The sequence below is a fragment of the Enterobacter cloacae complex sp. P16RS2 genome (assembly GCF_014982155.1).
GTDB classification, from domain to species: Bacteria; Pseudomonadota; Gammaproteobacteria; order Enterobacterales; family Enterobacteriaceae; genus Enterobacter; species Enterobacter cloacae_M.
On sequence record NZ_JADCKW010000006.1, the window covers coordinates 122,487 to 143,897 of the forward strand.

Here is a 21,411-nt window from a genome sequence, read left to right on the forward strand (position 1 = left end):
GTTTGAGGTGGCTGAAAGAGTAATCCAGCTACGCCCGAAGGGGAATCCTTGCTGTCACAAACTGCGATTGATTGGTCAATTGTCGAACATTTAATCGACTGAAACGCTTCAGCAAGAATAAGCGAATCGGGGAATAAAAGGAATGTCTGTCCAGATGAATAAGCGAGCTATATGACTTGCGTCACATTTTAGGTGGAATAATGCCGGCAAGGTAAAAGCAAAACGGTAACCGAGAGGTTACCGTTTTTTAGTGTTTGCACCCTCTCCCGTGGGAGAGGGCTCGGGTGAGGGCATCAGCCCGCACCGTACAAACAATTACAGCAGTTCTTTCGCTTTCGCGACAACGTTCTCAACGGTGAAGCCGAACTCTTCGAACAGCTGTTCTGCAGGGGCAGACTCACCGAAGGTGGTCATACCGACGATAGCGCCGTTCAGGCCCACGTATTTGAACCAGTAGTCAGCGATACCCGCTTCCACTGCCACACGCGCGGAAACCGCTTTAGGCAGCACGGATTCACGGTAAGCGGCATCCTGCTTGTCGAACGCGTCGGTAGACGGCATGGAGACCACGCGCGCTTTCACGCCTTCGGCAGTCAGTTTTTCCCACGCTGCAACCGCCAGTTCAACTTCAGAACCAGTGGCGATGAAGATCAGCTCCGGCTGGCCCGCGCAATCTTTCAGCACGTAACCACCGCGAGCGATGTTCGCCAGCTGCTCTGGCGTACGCTCCTGCTGTGCCAGGTTCTGACGGGAGAGGATCAGCGCGGTTGGACCGTCCTGACGCTCAACGCCGTATTTCCACGCCACCGCGGATTCCACCTGGTCACATGGACGCCATGTGCTCATGTTCGGGGTCACGCGCAGGGAAGCCACCTGCTCTACCGGCTGGTGAGTTGGACCATCTTCGCCCAGACCGATGGAGTCGTGGGTGTAGACCATCACCTGACGCTGTTTCATCAGCGCGGCCATACGCACGGCGTTACGTGCGTATTCAACGAACATCAGGAAGGTAGAGGTGTACGGCAGGAAACCGCCGTGCAGGGAGATACCGTTGGCAATCGCGGTCATACCGAATTCACGTACACCGTAATGGATGTAGTTACCGGCAGTATCTTCGTTGATTGGCTTAGAACCAGACCACAGGGTCAGGTTAGATGGCGCCAGGTCAGCGGAGCCGCCCAGGAATTCTGGAAGCCATGGGCCGAACGCTTCAATCGCATTCTGAGACGCTTTACGGCTCGCGATTTTAGACGGGTTCGCCTGCAGCTTAGCGATGAATTCGTTCGCTTTCGCGTCGAAGTCAGACGGCATTTCACCTTTCATACGACGGGTGAATTCAGCCGCTTCCTGCGGGAACGCTTTCGCATAGGCAGCGAATTTCTCGTTCCAGGCCGCTTCTTTCGCCTGGCCTACTTCTTTTGCATCCCACTGAGCGTAGATCTCAGATGGGATTTCGAATGCAGGGTGTTTCCAGCCCAGCGCTTCGCGGGTCAGTGCGATTTCCGCATCACCCAATGGCGCGCCGTGGGAGTCGTGAGTACCCGCTTTGTTCGGGGAGCCGAAGCCGATGATGGTTTTGCACATCAGCAGGGACGGTTTGTCCGTCACCGCGCGCGCTTCTTCCACTGCACGTTTAATCGAGTCAGCATCGTGACCATCAACGCCACGCACTACGTGCCAGCCGTAGGCTTCGAAACGTGCTGCCGTGTCGTCGGTGAACCAGCCTTCAACGTGACCGTCGATGGAGATACCGTTGTCGTCATAGAACGCAACCAGTTTGCCCAGCTTCAGGGTACCTGCCAGGGAGCACACTTCGTGAGAAATGCCTTCCATCATGCAGCCGTCGCCCATGAACGCGTAGGTGAAGTGGTCAACAATGTCGTGACCAGGACGGTTGAACTGCGCCGCCAGCGTCTTCTCAGCAATCGCCATACCCACAGCGTTAGCAATACCCTGACCCAGCGGGCCGGTGGTGGTTTCTACGCCAGCGGTGTAACCCACTTCCGGGTGACCTGGAGTTTTAGAGTGCAGCTGACGGAAGTTTTTCAGCTCTTCGATAGGCAGATCGTAGCCGGTGAGGTGCAGCAGGCTATAGATCAGCATTGAGCCGTGGCCGTTGGACAGCACAAAGCGGTCGCGGTCAGCCCATGACGGGTTCTGCGGGTTGTGGTTCAGGAAATCACGCCACAGGACTTCGGCGATATCAGCCATACCCATAGGAGCCCCTGGGTGGCCGGATTTGGCTTTCTGTACTGCGTCCATGCTCAGCGCACGAATAGCATTAGCAAGCTCTTTACGTGAGGACATTTTAACTCCAGATCGGACTGTTAAAGGCCATGCCCTTGACGACAGCGCGTTTTGGGCTACGCCGGAAAAAAGTGCCAACAATGTAACCCAAGCCGCAAGTCATGTACATGGAGCATTCTTTTGCTTGTTAAGAAATCTCTGGATCATGCTCGCATGTTGCGCAATCTGCTCGCCCGGCCCTGCAGATATTCCTTATACTTAGCCCGACACCGGCTTCGCTGACGGTGCCCTTTTCGGATTTTATTCAGTTTAACGAGTACGGAAGCAACCTCATGAAAATGCGTGCAATAGTGCTGGCCCTGGGTACAACGCTCCTGCTGAGCGGCTGTCAGAATATGGATTCTAACGGTCTGATGACGTCAGGCGCAGAGGCCTTTCAGGCCTATTCCCTGAGCGATGCGCAGGTGAAAGCGCTGAGCGACCAGGCCTGTAAAGATATGGACGGAAAAGCCACGCTTGCGCCGGCTAACAGTACCTACACGCAGCGTCTGAATAAGATTGCTTCCGCGCTGGGCGACAACATCAACGGCCAGCCGGTGAACTACAAGGTGTACATGGCGAAAGACGTGAACGCCTTCGCGATGGCGAACGGCTGTATCCGCGTCTATAGCGGGCTGATGGACATGATGACCGACAACGAAGTGGAAGCGGTGATCGGCCACGAAATGGGCCACGTTGCCCTGGGCCATGTGAAGAAAGGGATGCAGGTTGCCCTGGGCACCAATGCCATCCGCGCAGCGGCGGCCTCTGCGGGCGGTATCGTTGGCAGCCTGTCGCAGTCACAGCTTGGGGACGTGGGTGAAAAGCTGGTTAACTCTCAGTTCTCACAGCGTCAGGAGTCCGAGGCGGATGACTACTCCTACGATCTGTTGCGCAAACGCGGCATTAACCCATCAGGTTTAGCCACCAGCTTCGAAAAGCTGGCCAAGCTTGAAGCGGGACGCCAAAGCTCCATGTTTGACGATCACCCGGCCTCAGAAGAGCGCGCACAGCATATTCGCGACCGTATGGCCGCAGACGGAATTAAATAATTTCAGAAGGAGGCAATTTTGCCTCCTTTTTATTTCGCATGAATTGTTAACTTAACAGCACGTATCGATAACACCTCTAAAAGCCCCGCCAAATCTGCCCTATCGCATTGAAATGTCTGGTCACATAATTATTGCAAAGGTCACTTTTTCCGGTAATTATCACCCCCGCAGTTATTTAAATTAATATATCCAGACAGAGACGTTCCCTCCGTGAAAAAAGAATTATCATTAATTGCGTTAAGCTTATTTGCCGCATTACCTGCCGCTGCTAGCCAGCAATCCGACAGCCAGGGTTTTATTGACGACAGCCATCTGGACCTGTTTTTACGCAATGCGTATATCAGCCGCGACTACCATCAGGGCCAGCAGGACAAAGCCGAATGGGGTCAGGGGATCATCGCCACGTTTGCATCCGGCTATACCGAAGGGCTGGTGGGCTTTGGTGTGGACGGTATTGCTCAATACGGTGTGCGCCTGGACGGCGGCCGTGGCAAAAGCGGCGCAGGCGGCATCGACTTCTTTAAACAGGAAGAGGATGGCCGGGCAAAATCCGATCTGGCAAAGTTTGGCGCCACCGCCAAAATGCGTATATCAAACACCGTGCTGAGCTACGGAAATCAGCGTCCAGAGCTGCCTATCATTAATGCCGACAGCTCTCGCCTGCTGTTTGAAAGCTATACCGGCACCATGTTGACCTCAAAAGAGATCGACGGTCTGGAAGTCAACGCTGGTTACTTCACCGACGAGCAGCGTAAAAGCGATGACCGCCACGACAGCGGGCTGAAGAGCCTCTCCTTCGGCGGCGCGAGCTATCAGTTTAACGACCAGTTCAGCGGCGCGCTGTACGCCTCTCATAATGAAGAGGTAATGAACAAGCAGTACCTGGGCATGAACTTCAAACAACCGTTCAGCACCGGGCAGCAGCTGGTACTCGACTTCAACGGTTATAACTCCCGTCTGGACCAGGGCTACGCGGACAGCCTCAACACCGGCCGCAGCAACACCATCTGGAGCCTGGCGGCAAGCTACATCTGGGATATTCACACGTTCAAAGTGGCTTACCAGCAGAGCAGCGGCAGCACCGGCTACAACTACGGCGGCTATCGCGACAAGGGCGGCGTGGGTGACGGCGGTAACACCATCTGGCTGGCGAACTCCTACTGGTCTGATTTTAACGGCGAAGATGAGCGTTCCTGGCAGGCATCCTACGGTCTGGACTTTGCCGGCCTTGGCTTACCGGGCCTGAGCTGGACCACTGCCTACGTGCGTGGGAATAATATTAAAACCTCTGAAACCAGCAACGGCAAAGAGCACGAGTGGTTTAACCAGATCCAGTACCAGGTGCAGGATGGTCCGGCGAAGGATCTGAAGCTGAAACTGCGCTACTCCGTCCTGCGCGTCTCCAGCAACGCCAGCGAGTACAACGTGGGCGGGGACGAGATCCGCGCTTACGTGGAATACCCGTTTAACGTTTTCTAAAGGCAATAAAAAACCTCTCAGTAGAGAGGTTTTTTTTCACGCAAGGCGAGGCTTATTCGCCTTTTTTGGCTGCCTGAATGTAGAGCATTTCCAGCGCCAGAGTCGCTGCGGCCAGCGCGGTGATCTCGGACTGGTCGTATGCAGGCGCCACTTCCACCACGTCCATCCCGACAATGTTCAGATCCTTCAGGCCGCGCACCAGCTTGATGGCACGATCTGAGGTCAAACCGCCGATGACCGGCGTACCGGTGCCCGGAGCAAATGCCGGATCCAGACAGTCGATGTCGAAGGTCAGATACACGGGCATATCACCCACGATCTGCTTCACCTGAGCGATGATGTCGTCGACGCCGCGATCGTTGACCTGGCCCGCATCCAGCACGGTGAAACCGTTGTCTTTGTCGAACTCGGTGCGAATACCGATCTGCACGGAGTGGTTCGGGTCGATCAGACCTTCGTTCGGCGCGGTGAAGAACATGGTGCCGTGGTCAAACTCGCATCCGTTCGCGTAGGTGTCGGTATGTGCATCGAAGTGCACCAGCGCCATTTTACCAAAGTGCTTCGCATGGGCGCGCAGCAGCGGCAGGGTCACGAAGTGGTCGCCGCCGAAGGAGAGCATGCGCTTACCGGCAGCCAGCAGCTTCTCGGCGTGCGCCTGCAGCTTCTCGCTCATCTCACGCGCGTCGCCGAAGGCGTACACCAGGTCACCGCAGTCCACCACGTTCAGGCGCTCGCGCATGTCGAAGTTCCACGGGAAGCGGTTATGCTCCCAGGCCAGGTTAGTGGAAACCTGACGGATAGCTGCCGGGCCGTGACGACCACCCGCGCGGCCAGATGTTGCCATATCGAACGGCACGCCGGTGATCACCCAGTCAGCGTCGCTGTCGTACGGCTGGAAGTTCATCGGAAGGCGTAAAAAACCAAACGCGTTAGATACCAGAGAGTTATCGTACTGATGACCTAAAGTGCTCATGTCCTGACCTCTTTTAAAGTCGATACATTAAAAACAGATGAAAAAAAATCCCCTCCGCGTCGTTAAACCCGACGAGGAAGGGATTGATTCGTAAATCGCTTATTGGGGCGAATTATCGCCGGTAATGCATACGGGTTCAAGTGAGTATAGGGCATTGTGCGGTCTGATGCCCTCACCCCGCCCCTCTCCCACAGGGAGAGGGAGGTTTTCCTACTCGTCTTCCAGGTAGGTATACCCGTACAGACCCGCTTCAAACTCTTCCAGGAACTGCTGCTGGAGCGCATCGTCCAGCCCGGTATTTTTGACCTGGTCGCGGAACTGAGTGAGCAGTTTTTTCGGATCCAGCTGAACGTATTCCAGCATGTCCGCCACGGTGTCCCCTTCATCGGACAGCTCGATTTCTACATTGCCGTCAGGGAACACGAATACGTCCACCGCTTCGGTATCACCGAACAGGTTGTGCATGTTGCCAAGGATCTCCTGATACGCGCCGACCATGAAGAAGCCCAGCATCGGCGGGTTCTCCGGGTCGTACTCAGGCATTGGCATCGTCGTTGCGATACCGTCACCGTCGACGTAGTGGTCGATGGCACCGTCGGAGTCACAGGTGATGTCCAGCAGCACCGCACGGCGTTCCGGCGCGTGATTCAGCCCTTCCAGCGGCAGAACCGGGAACAGCTGGTCGATACCCCAGGCATCCGGCATCGACTGGAACAGCGAGAAGTTGACGTAAATCTTATCCGCCATACGCTCCTGCAGCTCGTCGATAATCGGACGGTGCGCACGGTTGCTCGGGTCGAGCTGTTTCTGCACTTCATGGCACATGTTCAGGTAGAGCTGCTCCGCCCACGCGCGCTCCTGCAGGCTGAAGGTGCCTGAAGAATAACCCACGTGAATATCGTGCAGGTCCATCTGGCTGTCGTGCAGCCATTCGCGCAGGGAACGACGCGTGCCCGGCTCGTGCATCTCCTGCCAGGTTTCCCACATGCTTTGCAGGGAACGCGGGGCATCGTCTGCCGGAGGCGTTGCCTCTGAGATTTCGCTACGCTCAACGCCGATGATGTTAGAAACCAGCACCGTATGGTGCGCGGTCACCGCGCGACCGGATTCGGTGATCACAGTTGGGTGCGGCAGGCCATTCTCTTCACAGGCATCGCCGATCGCCCAGATGATGTTGTTCGCGTATTCGTTCAGGCCGTAGTTCACCGAGCAGTCAGACTGCGAGCGGGTCCCTTCATAGTCCACGCCGAGGCCGCCGCCCACGTCGAAGCACTGAATATTCACGCCGAGCTTGTGCAGCTCAACGTAGAAACGCGCGGATTCACGCACGCCGGTGGCGATGTCGCGAATATTGGCCATCTGCGAGCCGAGGTGGAAGTGCAGCAGCTGAATGCTGTCCAGACGACCGCGCTCGCGCAGGATTTCCACCAGCTGCAGCACCTGGTTTGCCGCCAGGCCGAACTTGGATTTCTCGCCGCCGGAGGACTGCCATTTACCGGAACCTTGTGACGCCAGACGCGCACGCACGCCAAGGCGCGGCACCACGTTCAGACGTTCGGCCTCTTCCAGCACGATGGCGATTTCGGTCATCTTTTCGATGACCAGATAGACCTTGTGGCCCATCTTTTCGCCAATCAGCGCCAGACGAATGTATTCACGGTCTTTATAGCCGTTACAGACGATCACTGAACGGGTCATGCCCGCATGCGCCAGAACCGCCATCAGCTCCGCTTTGGAGCCTGCTTCCAGGCCCAGCGGCTCGCCGGAGTGGATCAGGGATTCAATCACGCGGCGGTGCTGGTTTACCTTGATTGGGTAAACCAGGAAGTAGTCGCCTTTATAGCCGTAGGACTCACGCGCGCGCTTGAAGGCGGCGTTAATAGAACGCAGGCGATGTTGCAGGATCTGCGGGAAGCAGAACAGTGCAGGCAAACGCTGGCCCTGAGCCTCACGGGATTTCACCAGTTTCGCGAGATCCACGCGCGCTTCAGGGACGTCCGGATCCGGGCAGACGCTGATGTGGCCCAGTTCGTTAACGTCGTAGTAGTTATTGCCCCACCAGGCAATATTGTAAGTGCGCAGCATCTTGCTGGCTTCCTCGGAGCTCATCGCAACCTCCTGCATAGAACGTAGTACACCCTGTTCGCCCGCTGACGAAGGCGAAAAAGAAGACATGTCGTCAGACATAGCGAACCTCAACTCTTTGTAATAAGTGTAAAACAGTTGACTACTATCGCAGCGTTATACGGCGATAACAACCCATAAACGGCTCTGTTTCCCAGCAGAGTATGCTGAAAACCAGACCGTGCGACCGGTTTCTTATTCATATCATTGTAAAACACGTATCCGAACTCTGTATGACAAGGTTCGGCGAAACCACGAGAAAACTCTTGTATTAACAAGAGCGCCCTTGTTCAGTTTTCACAAAGCGTGACCGGCCCTGGAATCCTGAGAAGCGCCGAGATGGGTATAACATCGGCAGGTTTGCAGACTAGAAATGCGGGTTGCGGGAATCAAATACGCGCCAGAACGGCTGCGCTGAATGTGCGGAAAACGATGGTTCATTATCTCGTATCACCTCCACGGCCGCCTCTGCTGAAACGGACCACAAGCCAAAGCTAAAAGTTCACTGCTTAACCCGGCTGGAAGTGGCGACACGATGATTTCATCGAGCGCTTATTTTATATGAGCCGCGCGCCGCGTTTTATACCGAGAACAGGGGTAAAAAGCAAAAGATAAATGTGCGTGTTGCCGGGGCCGTCAGGAATTATTGCCAGCCGTAATTTCAACTGAGTGAGAGGTTAGTCAAAAAAAACTGGAAATCGGGCGAAGAAGTGACCTAAAATAGCCATCCAGATGTTAATCCATCTATACTGATTAACACTCATACTGCCAGTGTCAAAAACCTGCAGGCCTTGGTAGAATTATCTCCTTTGGCTATTCCACACAGCAGCTTGAGCTAACCAAATTCCTCTTAGGTGAAATAAAACATGGCAAAACACCTGTTTACGTCCGAGTCCGTATCAGAAGGACATCCTGATAAAATTGCTGACCAAATCTCCGATGCGGTGCTGGATGCGATCCTGGCGCAGGATCCTAAAGCGCGCGTAGCGTGCGAAACCTATGTCAAAACCGGCATGGTTCTGGTTGGCGGTGAGATCACCACCAGCGCATGGGTTGATATCGAAGAGATCACCCGTAACACGGTGCGTGAGATCGGCTATGTGCATTCTGATATGGGCTTTGATGCCAACTCCTGCGCGGTTCTGAGCGCGATTGGCAAACAGTCTCCAGACATCAACCAGGGCGTTGACCGTGCCGATCCGCTGGAACAGGGCGCGGGCGACCAGGGCCTGATGTTCGGCTATGCAACCAACGAAACCGACGTGCTGATGCCAGCACCTGTCACCTACGCACACCGTCTGGTGCAGCGTCAGGCTGAAGTGCGTAAAAATGGCACCCTGCCATGGCTGCGCCCGGATGCGAAAAGCCAGGTCACCTTCCAGTATGACGACGGCAAAATCGTTGGGATTGACGCGGTGGTTCTGTCTACACAGCACTCAGAAGATATCGATCAGAAATCCCTGCAGGAAGCAGTGATGGAAGAGATCATCAAGCCGGTTCTGCCGACCGAATGGCTGAGCTCTGCGACCAAATTCTTCATCAACCCAACCGGACGCTTCGTTATCGGTGGCCCAATGGGTGACTGCGGTCTGACCGGTCGTAAAATCATCGTTGATACCTACGGCGGCATGGCGCGCCACGGTGGCGGTGCGTTCTCAGGTAAAGATCCGTCTAAAGTTGACCGTTCTGCGGCGTACGCGGCGCGTTATGTGGCGAAAAACATCGTTGCCGCCGGCCTGGCTGACCGCTGTGAGATCCAGGTTTCCTACGCGATCGGCGTAGCTGAGCCAACCTCCATCATGGTTGAAACCTTTGGTACCGAGAAAGTGCCTTCAGAACAGCTGACGCTGCTGGTGCGCGAGTTCTTCGACCTGCGTCCATACGGCCTGATTCAGATGCTGGATCTGCTGCACCCAATCTACAAAGAAACCGCTGCATACGGTCACTTTGGTCGTGAACATTTCCCATGGGAAAAAACCGACAAAGCCGCCCTGCTGCGTGAAGCTGCCGGTCTGAAGTAATCGACTGACATCTGCGTAATAAAAGGCCAGCCTTCGGGCTGGCCTTTTTTTGTCGGGTGGCGCCGAAAAGGTGCACATATGGTACCGATTACACCGCACCGGATGCGTCTCGCTTTCAGAATATTCTCTTTGCATGATCGCCTTTCTTCTGCTGTTACATCTCCTTTCAGTTAAGTCTGAAATGTGTACTTTCGCGATGCATATCACCTCGTTTACCTCTATATTTTCAAAGCTTTAATTATTTTTACGGTTGTACGTTAGTGTAACCGATTACACCTATGTGATTAATCTCACATATTTTTACGGGTCACTCACCTACCCTTTACATCAATAAAACTGATAACCCAACTGGAGGGCATAATGCCTGACAATAAAAAACAGGGGCGTACGTCCAACAAGGCGATGACATTCTTCGTCTGTTTCCTCGCCGCCCTGGCAGGATTACTTTTTGGCCTGGATATCGGCGTCATTGCCGGTGCATTACCTTTCATCACTGACGAGTTCCAGATCAGCGCTCACACCCAGGAGTGGGTGGTCAGCTCTATGATGTTTGGCGCGGCCGTCGGGGCCGTCGGCAGCGGCTGGCTCTCTTTCAAACTCGGGCGTAAAAAGAGCCTGATGATCGGCGCGATCCTGTTCGTTGCCGGTTCACTCTTCTCTGCCGCTGCGCCTAACGTTGAGGTCCTGCTGGTTTCCCGCGTGCTGCTCGGCCTGGCCGTGGGCGTGGCGTCCTATACCGCCCCGCTTTACCTGTCTGAAATCGCACCGGAGAAAATCCGCGGCAGTATGATTTCGATGTACCAGCTCATGATCACCATCGGTATTTTGGGCGCGTACCTTTCCGATACCGCGTTTAGCTACAGCGGCGCATGGCGCTGGATGCTCGGCGTGATCATCATCCCGGCCATTCTGCTGCTGATTGGCGTCTTCTTCCTGCCGGACAGTCCGCGCTGGTTCGCCGCCAAACGTCGATTCCACGATGCCGAACGCGTACTAATGCGCCTGCGCGATACCAGCGCAGAGGCCAAAAACGAGCTGGAAGAGATCCGCGAAAGCCTGAAGGTCAAACAGTCCGGTTGGGCGCTGTTTAAAGAGAACAGCAACTTCCGCCGCGCGGTGTTCCTCGGCGTGCTGCTTCAGGTGATGCAGCAGTTCACCGGGATGAACGTCATCATGTATTATGCGCCAAAAATTTTTGAGCTGGCGGGCTATACCAACACCACCGAACAAATGTGGGGGACCGTCATCGTGGGTCTGACCAACGTGCTGGCGACCTTTATCGCCATCGGTCTGGTGGACCGCTGGGGACGTAAGCCAACCCTGACGCTGGGCTTCCTGGTGATGGCTGCCGGTATGGGTGTCCTCGGTACCATGATGCATGTAGGCATTCACTCACCAACCGCCCAGTACTTTGCGGTCGGCATGCTGCTGATGTTTATCGTCGGGTTTGCGATGAGCGCCGGCCCGCTGATTTGGGTGCTGTGCTCTGAGATCCAGCCGCTGAAAGGGCGTGATTTTGGTATCACCTGCTCTACCGCAACCAACTGGATTGCCAACATGATCGTCGGCGCAACGTTCCTGACCATGCTCAATACCCTGGGCAACGCGAACACCTTCTGGGTCTACGCCGGTCTGAACATCTTCTTTATTGTGCTGACAATCTGGCTGGTTCCTGAAACCAAACACGTTTCTCTGGAACATATTGAACGTAACCTGATGAAAGGTCGTCCGCTGCGCGAAATCGGCGCCCACGACTAATCCTCATGCGGGAGGCGCCTCTTGCGCCTCCCCGCTTCGCGCTTTATGCTCTGCCCCTATGAAAGCACCCCGTCTCCCCATCGCCCTTCAGCAAGCCGTTATGCGCTGCCTGCGGGAAAAACTCGCCCAGGCGAACCTGAAGCTCGGTCGCAATTACCCTGAACCTAAGATCGTTTATCAGCAGCGCGGAACCGCGGCGGGTACCGCCTGGCTCGAGCCGTATGAGATCCGCCTTAACCCGGTGCTTATGATGGAAAACCAGCAGGCGTTTATCGAGGAAGTGGTACCGCACGAGCTGGCGCATCTGCTGGTGTGGAAACACTTCGGACGCGTCGCGCCCCACGGCAAGGAGTGGAAGTGGATGATGGAAGCGGTGCTCGGCGTTCCGGCACGCCGCACCCATCAGTTCGAGCTGGAATCGGTGCGCCGCAATACCTTCCCCTACCGCTGCCAGTGTCAGCTGCACCAGCTTACCGTCCGCCGCCACAATCGCGTGGTGCGCGGCGAGGCGACCTACCGCTGCGTCAAATGCGGCGAGCCGCTGATTGCGGAATAATCATCTGAACTTTCAGGAACTTTCCTGATCTGACTGATTGCATACGGGAACAACATTCGTTACGTTGCGGGCTCGTTTTGACACGGAGTGTAAGATGTCCCGTAATTTTTCTCTCGCGGTCGCCTTTCTGACGACGGCGCTCTCAGGCCATGCTCTGGCCGACGGTATCAACAGTTTTTCCCAGGCCAAGGCAGCAGGCGTGAAGGTAAACGCCGATGTGCCGGGGGATTTCTACTGCGGCTGTAAAATTAACTGGCAGGGTAAAAAAGGGGTCGTTGACCTTGAGTCCTGCGGCTATAAGGTGCGTAAAAACGAAAACCGCGCCAGCCGCATTGAATGGGAACATGTCGTTCCGGCCTGGCAGTTTGGCCACCAGCGCCAGTGCTGGCAGGATGGCGGACGTAAAAACTGCGCCAAAGATCCGGTTTATCGCCAGATGGAAAGCGATATGCATAACCTGCAGCCTGCCGTAGGTGAAGTGAACGGAGACCGGGGTAATTTCATGTACAGCCAGTGGAACGGTGGCGAAGGCCAGTACGGCCAGTGCGGTATGAAGGTTGATTTTAAAGAGAAAGTCGCCGAGCCCCCTGCCCGAGCGCGCGGCAGCATTGCCCGCACCTACTTCTATATGCGTGACCGTTACAACCTCAACCTCTCCCGCCAGCAGACGCAGCTGTTCAACGCCTGGGACAAGCAGTACCCGGTGACGGAGTGGGAATGCCAGCGCGACGAACGTATCGCCAGAGTCCAGGGGAATCACAACCCTTACGTCCAGCGGGCTTGCCAGGCGCAAAAGAGCTAACCTACACTACGGCAATTCGCTTATATCGCATGACACATGGAATTTCTGACTATGCGCATTCCCCGCATTTACCATCCTGAACTGATTACCGCAGGCTGCGAAATCGCCCTGTCTGATGACGCCGCCAACCACGTTGGCCGCGTGCTGCGCATGGGCGCAGGCCAGGCAATACAGCTGTTCGACGGCTCGAACCAGGTTTTCGACGCGGAAATCACGCGGTCTGATAAAAAAAGCGTACACGTTAACATCCTGCGTGGCGAAGTGGATGACCGGGAATCACCGCTGCACATCCATCTGGGCCAGGTGATGTCGCGCGGCGAGAAAATGGAATTCACGATTCAGAAATCCATTGAACTGGGTGTAAGCCTCATTACGCCACTTTTTTCTGAGCGCTGCGGCGTTAAACTGGATGCGGAACGTCTGAACAAAAAGATCCAGCAGTGGCAGAAAATTGCCATTGCGGCTTGCGAACAGAGTGGCCGCAACCGTATTCCGGAGATCCGTCCGGCGATGGATCTGGAGGACTGGTGTGCAGAAGAGGAGAGCGGGCTGAAGCTCAATCTTCATCCGCGCGCCAGCGCCAGCATCAATACGCTGCCCCTGCCCGTTGAGCGCGTACGCCTGCTGATTGGCCCCGAAGGCGGCCTGTCGGCGGATGAAATTGCGATGACGGCACGTTACCAGTTTACTGATATTCTGTTGGGACCTCGCGTTCTGCGCACTGAGACAACGGCACTCACGGCCATTACCGCGCTACAGGTACGGTTTGGCGATCTGGGTTGAAGCATTAACGGAGAAGAACATGATCAAGCTCGGCATCGTGATGGACCCCATCGCAAACATTAACATCAAGAAAGATTCCAGCTTCGCCATGCTGCTGGAAGCCCAGCGTCGCGGCTATGAACTCCACTATATGGAGATGAACGATCTTTACCTGATCAACGGTGAAGCTCGCGCCCGCACCCGCATCGTTAACGTCGAGCAGAACTACGACAAATGGTACGAGTTCGGCACCGAGCAGGATATTGCCCTGGCCGATCTCAACGTCATCCTGATGCGTAAAGATCCGCCGTTCGACACCGAATACATTTACAGCACCTACATCCTTGAGCGTGCAGAAGAGAAAGGCACGCTGATCGTCAACAAGCCGCAGAGCCTGCGCGACTGCAACGAGAAGCTCTACACCGCCTGGTTCTCTGACCTGACGCCGGAAACCCTGGTGACCCGCAGCAAAGCGCAGCTGAAGGAATTCTGGCAGAAGCACGGCGATATCATCATGAAGCCGCTGGACGGCATGGGCGGCGCGTCGATTTTCCGCGTTAAGGAGAGCGACCCGAACATTGGCGTGATTGCCGAAACGCTGACCGAACTGGGCACGCGTTACTGCATGGCGCAGAACTATATTCCGGCGATTAAAGACGGCGATAAGCGCGTTCTGGTGGTAGATGGCGAACCGGTTCCTTACTGCCTGGCGCGTATCCCGCAGGGTGGCGAAACTCGTGGGAACCTGGCAGCCGGTGGCCGCGGTGAGCCGCGACCGCTGACCGAAAGCGACTGGGAAATTGCCCGCCGCGTTGGCCCGACGCTGAAAGCCAAAGGCCTGATCTTCGTTGGCCTGGATATCATCGGCGATCGTCTGACCGAAGTGAACGTCACCAGCCCGACCTGCATTCGTGAAATTGAAGCGGAATTCCCGATTTCGATCACCGGAATGCTGATGGACGCTATCGAAAAACGTTTACAGAAATAACCTAACAATACTATTAGTGACAGCGCCTGTGTTTGTCCCCATACTGGGCGTTGTCGCTTTTTAAACCAGGAAACAGTACCTCTGACAATGAATTTACAGCATCACTTTCTTATTGCCATGCCTGCTCTCCAGGACCCGATTTTTCGCCGCGCCGTGGTTTATATTTGTGAATACAATGAAGACGGCGCGATGGGTATTATCATCAATAAACCACTGGAAAATCTTCAGGTTGAAGGAATTCTGGACAAGCTGAAAATACCGGCTGAAGCGCGACTGCCGGAAATCCGGCTTGATAAACCGGTGATGCTGGGTGGACCTCTCGCAGAAGATCGCGGTTTTATCCTGCATACGCCGCCGGTATTCTCTTCCAGCATTCGCATCTCCGACAACACCGTTATCACGACCTCGCGTGACGTGCTCGAAACGCTGGGCACCGCAGAGCAGCCTTCTGAAGTGCTGGTGGCGCTGGGCTATTCGTCGTGGGAGAAAGGCCAGCTTGAGCAGGAGATCCTCGATAACGCCTGGCTCACCGCGCCTGCGGACATGAATATCCTGTTTAAAACGCCGATAGCCGATCGCTGGCGCGACGCGGCGAAGCTGATTGGTATTGATATTCTGACCATGCCTGGCGTAGCGGGGCACGCCTGATGAGCGGAACGCTTCTGGCCTTCGATTTTGGTACCAAAAGCATCGGCGTCGCCGTGGGTCAGCGCATCACCGGTACCGCGCGTCCGCTTACGGCCCTGAAGGCCAATGACGGCACGCCAGACTGGAATCTTATCGAGCGTCTGCTCAAAGAGTGGCAGCCGGATGACGTGATTGTTGGGCTCCCGCTGAACATGGACGGCACAGAACAGCCGCTTACCGCCCGGGCGCGTAAGTTCGCCAATAAAATCCATGGCCGCTTTGGCGTCTCCGTGAAGCTGCACGACGAGCGTCTCAGCACCGTCGAAGCGCGTGCCGGCCTGTTTGAGCACGGCGGCTTCCGTGCGCTCAACAAAGGCAGCGTGGACTCCGCTTCAGCAGTAATCATCCTCGAAAGTTATTTCGAACAGGGCTTTTAACCACAGGGGTCTACAGCCGCCCCTGCGCCCGTCTCTCCGCCAGGCTCTGGTCAAAGTTCTGCATGCCTGCCTGCTGACCGGTTTGAATGATCCCGGGCAGTTGCCACGTTTTCCCTTCACGAATCAAATTCGCCGCCGCCGCAGTGTTCACCAGCAGTTCATACAACGCGACGCGCCCGCCCTGTAGATCGGGAAGCAGCCTCTGCGCCAGCACCGCCCGCAGGCTGCCGGCCAGCTGGTTACGCACCGGATCTTTCTCCTGCGCCGGGAACGTATCGACCAGCCGTTCAATCGCCTGCGATGCCCCGCGCGTATGCAGCGTCGCCAGCACCAGGTGTCCGGTTTCCGCCGCCGTCAGCGCCAGGCGGATCGTTTCGCTGTCGCGCAGCTCCCCCAGCAGAATAACGTCCGGATCCTGGCGTAAGGCGCTGCGCAGCGCTTCAGCAAATGACGGGCTGTGCTGGCCTATCTCCCGCTGCTGGATCAGGCAACGTTCGCTCTGGTAAATAAACTCCACCGGATCTTCAAGCGTGAGGATATGGCCGTCAGCATGGTGGTTGAGAAAATCGACCATCGCCGCCAGCGTAGTGGATTTGCCGCTGCCGGTCGCCCCCGTGACCAGAATCAGCCCGGCGTCATTGGACAACAGTTCCGGGATTGCCCGCGGCGCGCCCAGCGAAGAGAGCTGTGGGCAGCTACGCGGCAGCAGCCGCAGCGTCACAGAGACACCTCTCATCTGCTTAAAGGCACTGCCGCGCAGCCTCTGGCCTCCCGTTACCGTCGCGGCAAAATCCACCTGCCCCTTTGCCCACCATATCCCCTGCTGCTCATCGTTGAGCCACGCTTTCAATAACGCCCCGACATCGGGAGGCGGAAAGGGCGCAGGCTCAAGCCGACCTAATCTGCGCCAGCGCGGTGGCGAATCACTGCACAGGTGTAGATCGGAGACGTTATGCTTTACACTAAGGGCCACAATTTCTTCCACATCCATAGACTACTCCTCGGAAAATGAACGACATTGCGCATAACCTGGCACAGGTCCGGGACAAAATCTCAGCCGCCGCAGCGCGCTGCGGCCGGGCTTCAGAAGAAATTACGCTGCTTGCAGTCAGCAAAACCAAGCCTGCGAGCGCCATCGCAGAAGCTATTGACGCAGGCCAGCGGGCGTTTGGTGAAAACTACGTTCAGGAAGGCGTGGATAAAATTCGCTACTTCCAGGAACAGGGGAATACGGATCTGCAGTGGCACTTTATTGGCCCCCTGCAGTCGAACAAAAGCCGTCTGGTGGCAGAACACTTCGACTGGTGCCACACCATCGATCGCCTGCGTATTGCTACCCGCCTGAATGACCAGCGTCCGGCAGAAATGCCAGCGCTTAATGTGCTTATTCAGGTCAACATCAGCGACGAAAACAGCAAGTCCGGCATTGCGCTGAGCGAGCTGGATGCGCTGGCCGCCGAGGTGGCCGAACTGCCACGCTTAACCCTGCGCGGGCTGATGGCAATTCCTGCGCCTGAGTCAAGTTATGAAAGGCAGTTTGCCGTGGCACAGCAAATGGCTGTAGCATTTGAGGCGCTTAAAGCGCGCTATAACACGGTAGACACGCTTTCTCTGGGCATGTCGGATGATATGGAAGCCGCCATCGCGGCAGGCAGCACTATGGTGCGCATCGGCACGGCAATTTTCGGTGCGCGCGACTACTCAAAATAATAAGGAAACCTGAGGAACGCCATGAAGACGTTGACTTTCCTGCTCTCAACTGTGCTTGAGCTGTATACGATGGCGCTTTTGCTGCGCGTCTGGATGCAGTGGGCCCGCTGTGATTTTTACAATCCGTTCTCGCAGTTTGTCGTGAAAATCACGCAGCCTGTTGTCGGACCGCTGCGTCGTATTATCCCGGCGATGGGTCCCATCGACAGTTCGTCTCTGCTGGTGGCGTTTATTCTGAGCGTTATCAAAGCGATTGTGCTGTTTATGGTCATCACCTTCCAGCCGATTATCTGGATTGCTGCGGTCCTGATTTTAATCAAAACCATCGGCCTGCTGATTTTCTGGGTGCTGCTGGTCATGGCCATCATGAGCTGGGTAAGCCAGGGCCGTAGTCCGGTAGAATATGCGCTGATCCAACTGGCCGAGCCGCTGCTGCGTCCGATTCGCAACCTGCTGCCTTCGATGGGCGGTATTGATTTCTCGCCGATGATCCTGGTTCTGCTGCTGTACGTGGTTAATATGGGGATCGCTGAGTTGTTACAGTCCACGGGCGATATGCTGCTGCCGGGGCTGTGGATGGCGCTATGAGTGCCGTAAGCACCTGCGCTGACGGGCTGGTTTTGCGGCTGTACATTCAGCCAAAAGCCAGCCGTGACGGTATTGTCGGGCTGCATGGCGACGAGTTAAAAATCGCCATCACCGCCCCGCCGGTTGACGGCCAGGCGAACGCGCATCTGACCAAATATCTGGCAAAACAGTTTCGCGTCGCCAAAAGCCAGGTCATCATTGAAAAAGGTGAACTTGGGCGACATAAACAGGTAAAAATCCTTAATCCGCAATCTATCCCGACGGAAGTCGCGGTTCTGAAAGAACAGGACTAAACCATGCAGAAAGTTGTTCTCGCGACCGGCAACGCCGGTAAAGTGCGCGAGCTGGCCTCGCTATTAAATGATTTTGGGCTGGACGTGGTCGCCCAGACCGATCTTGGCGTGGAGTCCGCCGAAGAGACGGGGCTGACGTTTATCGAAAACGCGATCCTGAAAGCGCGTCACGCAGCGCAGATTACCGGCCTGCCCGCGATTGCCGACGACTCCGGCCTGGCCGTGGATTTTCTCGGCGGTGCACCGGGGATTTACTCTGCGCGCTATTCCGGCGTTGACGCCACCGACCAGCAGAATCTGGAAAAGCTGCTTGTCGCCCTGAAAGACGTACCGGACGAACAGCGCACCGCGCAGTTCCACTGCGTGCTGGTCTATATACGCCACGCGGAAGACCCGACGCCGATCGTCTGCCACGGCAGCTGGCCGGGCGTGATTACCCGTGAAGCGGCTGGCAACGGCGGCTTTGGCTACGACCCGATTTTCTTTGTCCCGACCGAGGGCAAAACCGCTGCGGAACTGACCCGCGAAGAGAAAAGCGCGATTTCCCACCGTGGACGCGCGCTGAAACTGTTACTGGAAGCACTGCGTAATGGCTAATTTGCCGCCTCTGAGTCTGTATATTCACATCCCGTGGTGCGTGCAGAAATGCCCGTACTGCGATTTCAACTCGCACGCGCTGAAGGGCGAAGTGCCGCACGATGACTACGTTGCGCATCTGCTGGCCGACCTGGACGCCGATGTCGCTTACGCACAGGGACGTGAAGTTAAGACCATTTTCATTGGTGGCGGTACGCCGAGCCTGCTGTCCGGCCCGGCAATGCAGACGCTGCTGGACGGGGTGCGTGCGCGCCTGAACCTGGCGGCGGATGCGGAAATTACGATGGAAGCCAACCCCGGCACCGTTGAGGCCGACCGTTTCGTCGAGTATCAGCGCGCGGGCGTGAACCGCATCTCCATCGGCGTGCAGAGCTTTAGCGAACCGAAGCTAAAACGTCTGGGGCGCATTCACGGCCCGGAAGAGGCGAAGCGCGCGGCCAACCTGGCGAGCGGGCTGGGCCTTCGCAGCTTTAACCTGGATTTGATGCACGGCCTGCCGGATCAGTCGCTGGAAGAGGCGCTGGACGACCTGCGCCAGGCGATCGAACTGAACCCGCCGCACCTGTCGTGGTATCAGCTCACCATCGAGCCAAACACGCTGTTCGGTTCCCGCCCGCCGGTGCTGCCGGACGACGACGCGCTGTGGGATATCTTCGAGCAGGGACACAGGCTTCTAACCGCTGCGGGCTATCAGCAGTATGAAACGTCCGCGTATGCGAAGCCGGGCTATCAGTGCCAGCACAACCTGAACTACTGGCGCTTTGGCGACTATCTGGGAATTGGCTGCGGCGCGCACGGCAAAGTGACCTTCCCGGACGGGCGCATTCTGCGCACCGCCAAAACCCGCCACCCGCGCGGATACATGGAAGGCCGCTACCTGGAGCGTCAGCACGACGTTGAGGCGGCGGATAAGCCGTTTGAGTTCTTTATGAACCGCTTCCGTCTGCTGGAAGCCGCGCCGCGCGCGGAATTTGCGCGTTACACCGGGCTGCCGGAGTCGGTGATTCGCCCGCAGATCGACGAAGCGCTGGCCCAGGGGTATCTCACCGAGAGTGAGGAATACTGGCAGATCACCGAGCACGGCAAGCTGTTCTTAAACTCCCTTCTTGAGCTGTTCCTCGCCGAAGAATCCTGAAGGCTGATTCAGGATTTTGCATCCCGCTCTGCCGGCTGAGGAAAAGGCTGGCAGAGTGTGGGGATGGAAAAATCAAAACAACTCCGCAAACAAATGACGCCCGAAGAATTACGCCTCTGGTATTTGCTCAGGGGTAGTCGCTTCTTTGGGTATAAGTTTCGTCGGCAGATGCCTATTGGTCCGTACATCGTGGATTTCGCCTGCTTTAAGGCGAAGCTGATCGTTGAGCTGGACGGGGGTCAGCATCAGAACAAAGAGAAGTATGATTCACGACGTACCGAGTTTTTGAATGCGAACGGATGGGAAGTCTTACGGTTCTGGAATAACGAATTCAGGGCTAATGAGGAGGAGGTGTTGATAGCTATTCTGCAACGACTGCAATGCCTGATGCCCTCACCCTAACCCTCTCCCACAGGGAGAGGGAACGATTACACCCTCTCCCATGGGGAGAGGGCCGGGATGAGGGGCCCAGCGCGCAGAGATCTTACTTAAGCGTCCCCACCAGCGCCTTCCGGCTATCTTCCAGCGACACCACGCGTTTACACACGTCTTTGCCGAACTGCTGGAAATCATCTTCCTGGTTCTTCCACTCGTTCTGAATGGAGGTCTGCAAGCCGCCCAGGCTGCCCAGCACGCCCTGCAGCGGGTTACCGCCGCCTTTCAGCACGGCTTTCGCCCCCATTTCGTTGATGCTGTCCTGCAGGATGCCGCCCATCGCCTGATTCACCAGCTGCTGCCCGTCAGCGCGGACCTGATCGATCGCCTTGTAGTGGAACGTCAGGCCGTCGGTGCGCGTCTCGATAATGCGGTTCATCTGCTCTTTAAGCTGCTTATCGAGCTTCGTCAGGCGGGTGCGCATGTTGCTGCTCTCACCCACTTCTTTAGTAATGATCTTATCCAGCGCGACGCGGCTTTTCTCAACGCGGGTCAGCGCGCCGTCGTTGATCCACGGCAGTGCGGTACGCAGCTCAGCCTGGTAATCCTTCGCCTGCTCGCGCTGCGCGGCAGTCAGGCTTTGCGGCTTGCCGTTAAACGTCACGTTACCATCCGGCGTAATCACCAGATTGCCGTTCTCGCCTTTGACCTGCACGGTTTGCGGGCTTAACACCACGTCATCACGCGGGGTGACACTACATTGATAATCCGCATGGGCGGTGAATCCGGTTGCCATCAAAGCAACAGCCAGCAACGTTTTGCGCATCTTAAACACTCCCTCAGACAAA

Annotated in this window: 22 protein-coding genes; 16 read left to right on the plus strand and 6 right to left on the minus strand. The window is 56.3% G+C overall.

What is annotated here, in order from left to right:
- Window positions 1-315: 315 nt before the first annotated feature.
- A complete protein-coding gene (gene tkt, locus INF68_RS02715; RefSeq protein WP_023309118.1) occupies window positions 316-2,307 on the minus strand; it encodes a transketolase in 1,992 nt (663 codons plus the stop codon).
- A gap of 272 nt (window positions 2,308-2,579) precedes the next feature.
- Between tkt and INF68_RS02720 the strand changes: the two genes are divergently transcribed.
- On the plus strand, window positions 2,580-3,338 hold the full coding sequence (locus tag INF68_RS02720) for a M48 family metallopeptidase (protein WP_021242066.1): 759 nt from the start codon (window positions 2,580-2,582) through the stop codon (window positions 3,336-3,338).
- A 210-nt stretch (window positions 3,339-3,548) separates the two neighbouring features.
- Window positions 3,549-4,817, plus strand: coding sequence for an OprD family outer membrane porin (locus tag INF68_RS02725; protein WP_126785806.1), 1,269 nt, complete (start codon window positions 3,549-3,551; stop codon window positions 4,815-4,817).
- A 52-nt stretch (window positions 4,818-4,869) separates the two neighbouring features.
- On the opposite strand, the gene speB is transcribed toward INF68_RS02725, so the two are convergent.
- The 3 genes from speB to yqgB all read right to left on the minus strand — a co-directional run bounded on the left by speB (window position 4,870) and on the right by yqgB (window position 8,117).
- Window positions 4,870-5,790, minus strand: coding sequence for an agmatinase (gene speB, locus INF68_RS02730; protein ID WP_014071686.1), 921 nt, complete (start codon window positions 5,788-5,790; stop codon window positions 4,870-4,872).
- A gap of 210 nt (window positions 5,791-6,000) precedes the next feature.
- Window positions 6,001-7,977, minus strand: a complete 1,977-nt coding sequence (gene speA / locus INF68_RS02735) for a biosynthetic arginine decarboxylase (protein ID WP_126785805.1) — start codon at window positions 7,975-7,977, stop codon at window positions 6,001-6,003.
- 8 nt (window positions 7,978-7,985) lie between these two features.
- Window positions 7,986-8,117, minus strand: coding sequence for an acid stress response protein YqgB (gene yqgB, locus INF68_RS23460; protein ID WP_148110268.1), 132 nt, complete (start codon window positions 8,115-8,117; stop codon window positions 7,986-7,988).
- A 663-nt stretch (window positions 8,118-8,780) separates the two neighbouring features.
- Here yqgB and metK point away from each other — a divergent pair.
- The 8 genes from metK to ruvX all read left to right on the plus strand — a co-directional run bounded on the left by metK (window position 8,781) and on the right by ruvX (window position 15,865).
- Entirely contained in the window at window positions 8,781-9,935 is a 1,155-nt protein-coding gene (metK, locus tag INF68_RS02750; protein WP_010435443.1) for a methionine adenosyltransferase, read from the plus strand.
- Window positions 9,936-10,295: 360 nt separating this feature from the next.
- Window positions 10,296-11,693, plus strand: a complete 1,398-nt coding sequence (galP, locus tag INF68_RS02755) for a galactose/proton symporter (protein ID WP_023309123.1) — start codon at window positions 10,296-10,298, stop codon at window positions 11,691-11,693.
- 58 nt (window positions 11,694-11,751) lie between these two features.
- Window positions 11,752-12,249: a SprT family zinc-dependent metalloprotease gene (locus tag INF68_RS02760; protein WP_109844597.1), complete on the plus strand. Its 498-nt coding sequence runs from the start codon at window positions 11,752-11,754 to the stop codon at window positions 12,247-12,249.
- A gap of 94 nt (window positions 12,250-12,343) precedes the next feature.
- The gene (endA, locus tag INF68_RS02765; protein ID WP_109844596.1) at window positions 12,344-13,051 is read left to right on the plus strand and encodes a deoxyribonuclease I; all 708 of its coding nucleotides are present in this window, start codon (window positions 12,344-12,346) and stop codon (window positions 13,049-13,051) included.
- Between the two features lie 51 nt (window positions 13,052-13,102).
- A complete protein-coding gene (gene rsmE, locus INF68_RS02770) occupies window positions 13,103-13,834 on the plus strand; it encodes a 16S rRNA (uracil(1498)-N(3))-methyltransferase (protein ID WP_126785804.1) in 732 nt (243 codons plus the stop codon).
- Window positions 13,835-13,853: 19 nt separating this feature from the next.
- Window positions 13,854-14,801, plus strand: coding sequence for a glutathione synthase (gene gshB / locus INF68_RS02775; protein WP_029739222.1), 948 nt, complete (start codon window positions 13,854-13,856; stop codon window positions 14,799-14,801).
- A gap of 87 nt (window positions 14,802-14,888) precedes the next feature.
- Window positions 14,889-15,449 carry a YqgE/AlgH family protein gene (locus tag INF68_RS02780; RefSeq protein ID WP_008499752.1) on the plus strand — a complete coding sequence of 187 codons (561 nt, stop codon included), beginning with the start codon at window positions 14,889-14,891 and terminating at the stop codon, window positions 15,447-15,449.
- Window positions 15,449-15,865 (plus strand): Holliday junction resolvase RuvX, encoded by a 417-nt coding sequence (gene ruvX, locus INF68_RS02785; protein ID WP_021242076.1) that lies wholly within the window; start codon window positions 15,449-15,451, stop codon window positions 15,863-15,865. The genes INF68_RS02780 and ruvX overlap by 1 nt, the downstream gene beginning before the upstream one ends.
- A 10-nt stretch (window positions 15,866-15,875) precedes the next feature.
- Here the strand turns inward: ruvX and INF68_RS02790 are convergent, their stop codons facing one another.
- Window positions 15,876-16,856 (minus strand): type IV pilus twitching motility protein PilT, encoded by a 981-nt coding sequence (locus tag INF68_RS02790; RefSeq protein ID WP_047743817.1) that lies wholly within the window; start codon window positions 16,854-16,856, stop codon window positions 15,876-15,878.
- A 17-nt stretch (window positions 16,857-16,873) separates the two neighbouring features.
- On the opposite strand from INF68_RS02790, the gene INF68_RS02795 reads away from it, so the two are divergent.
- From INF68_RS02795 to INF68_RS02820, 6 genes are all read left to right on the plus strand, one after another.
- Window positions 16,874-17,575 (plus strand): YggS family pyridoxal phosphate-dependent enzyme, encoded by a 702-nt coding sequence (locus INF68_RS02795; protein ID WP_045403918.1) that lies wholly within the window; start codon window positions 16,874-16,876, stop codon window positions 17,573-17,575.
- 21 nt (window positions 17,576-17,596) lie between these two features.
- A complete protein-coding gene (locus INF68_RS02800) occupies window positions 17,597-18,163 on the plus strand; it encodes a YggT family protein (protein ID WP_023309130.1) in 567 nt (188 codons plus the stop codon).
- Complete coding sequence (gene yggU, locus INF68_RS02805; protein WP_126785803.1) at window positions 18,160-18,456, plus strand: DUF167 family protein YggU; 297 nt, start codon at window positions 18,160-18,162, stop codon at window positions 18,454-18,456. Before INF68_RS02800 ends, yggU begins: the two co-directional genes overlap by 4 nt.
- 3 nt (window positions 18,457-18,459) lie before the next feature.
- Window positions 18,460-19,053 carry an XTP/dITP diphosphatase gene (locus INF68_RS02810; RefSeq protein ID WP_193525253.1) on the plus strand — a complete coding sequence of 198 codons (594 nt, stop codon included), beginning with the start codon at window positions 18,460-18,462 and terminating at the stop codon, window positions 19,051-19,053.
- Window positions 19,046-20,188: a radical SAM family heme chaperone HemW gene (gene hemW / locus INF68_RS02815; protein ID WP_126785801.1), complete on the plus strand. Its 1,143-nt coding sequence runs from the start codon at window positions 19,046-19,048 to the stop codon at window positions 20,186-20,188. Before INF68_RS02810 ends, hemW begins: the two co-directional genes overlap by 8 nt.
- 63 nt (window positions 20,189-20,251) lie before the next feature.
- Window positions 20,252-20,590: an endonuclease domain-containing protein gene (locus tag INF68_RS02820; RefSeq protein ID WP_109844590.1), complete on the plus strand. Its 339-nt coding sequence runs from the start codon at window positions 20,252-20,254 to the stop codon at window positions 20,588-20,590.
- Window positions 20,591-20,672: 82 nt separating this feature from the next.
- Here INF68_RS02820 and INF68_RS02825 read toward each other — a convergent pair whose 3' ends face one another.
- A complete protein-coding gene (locus INF68_RS02825; protein ID WP_126785800.1) occupies window positions 20,673-21,389 on the minus strand; it encodes a DUF2884 domain-containing protein in 717 nt (238 codons plus the stop codon).
- Window positions 21,390-21,411: the final 22 nt, after the last annotated feature.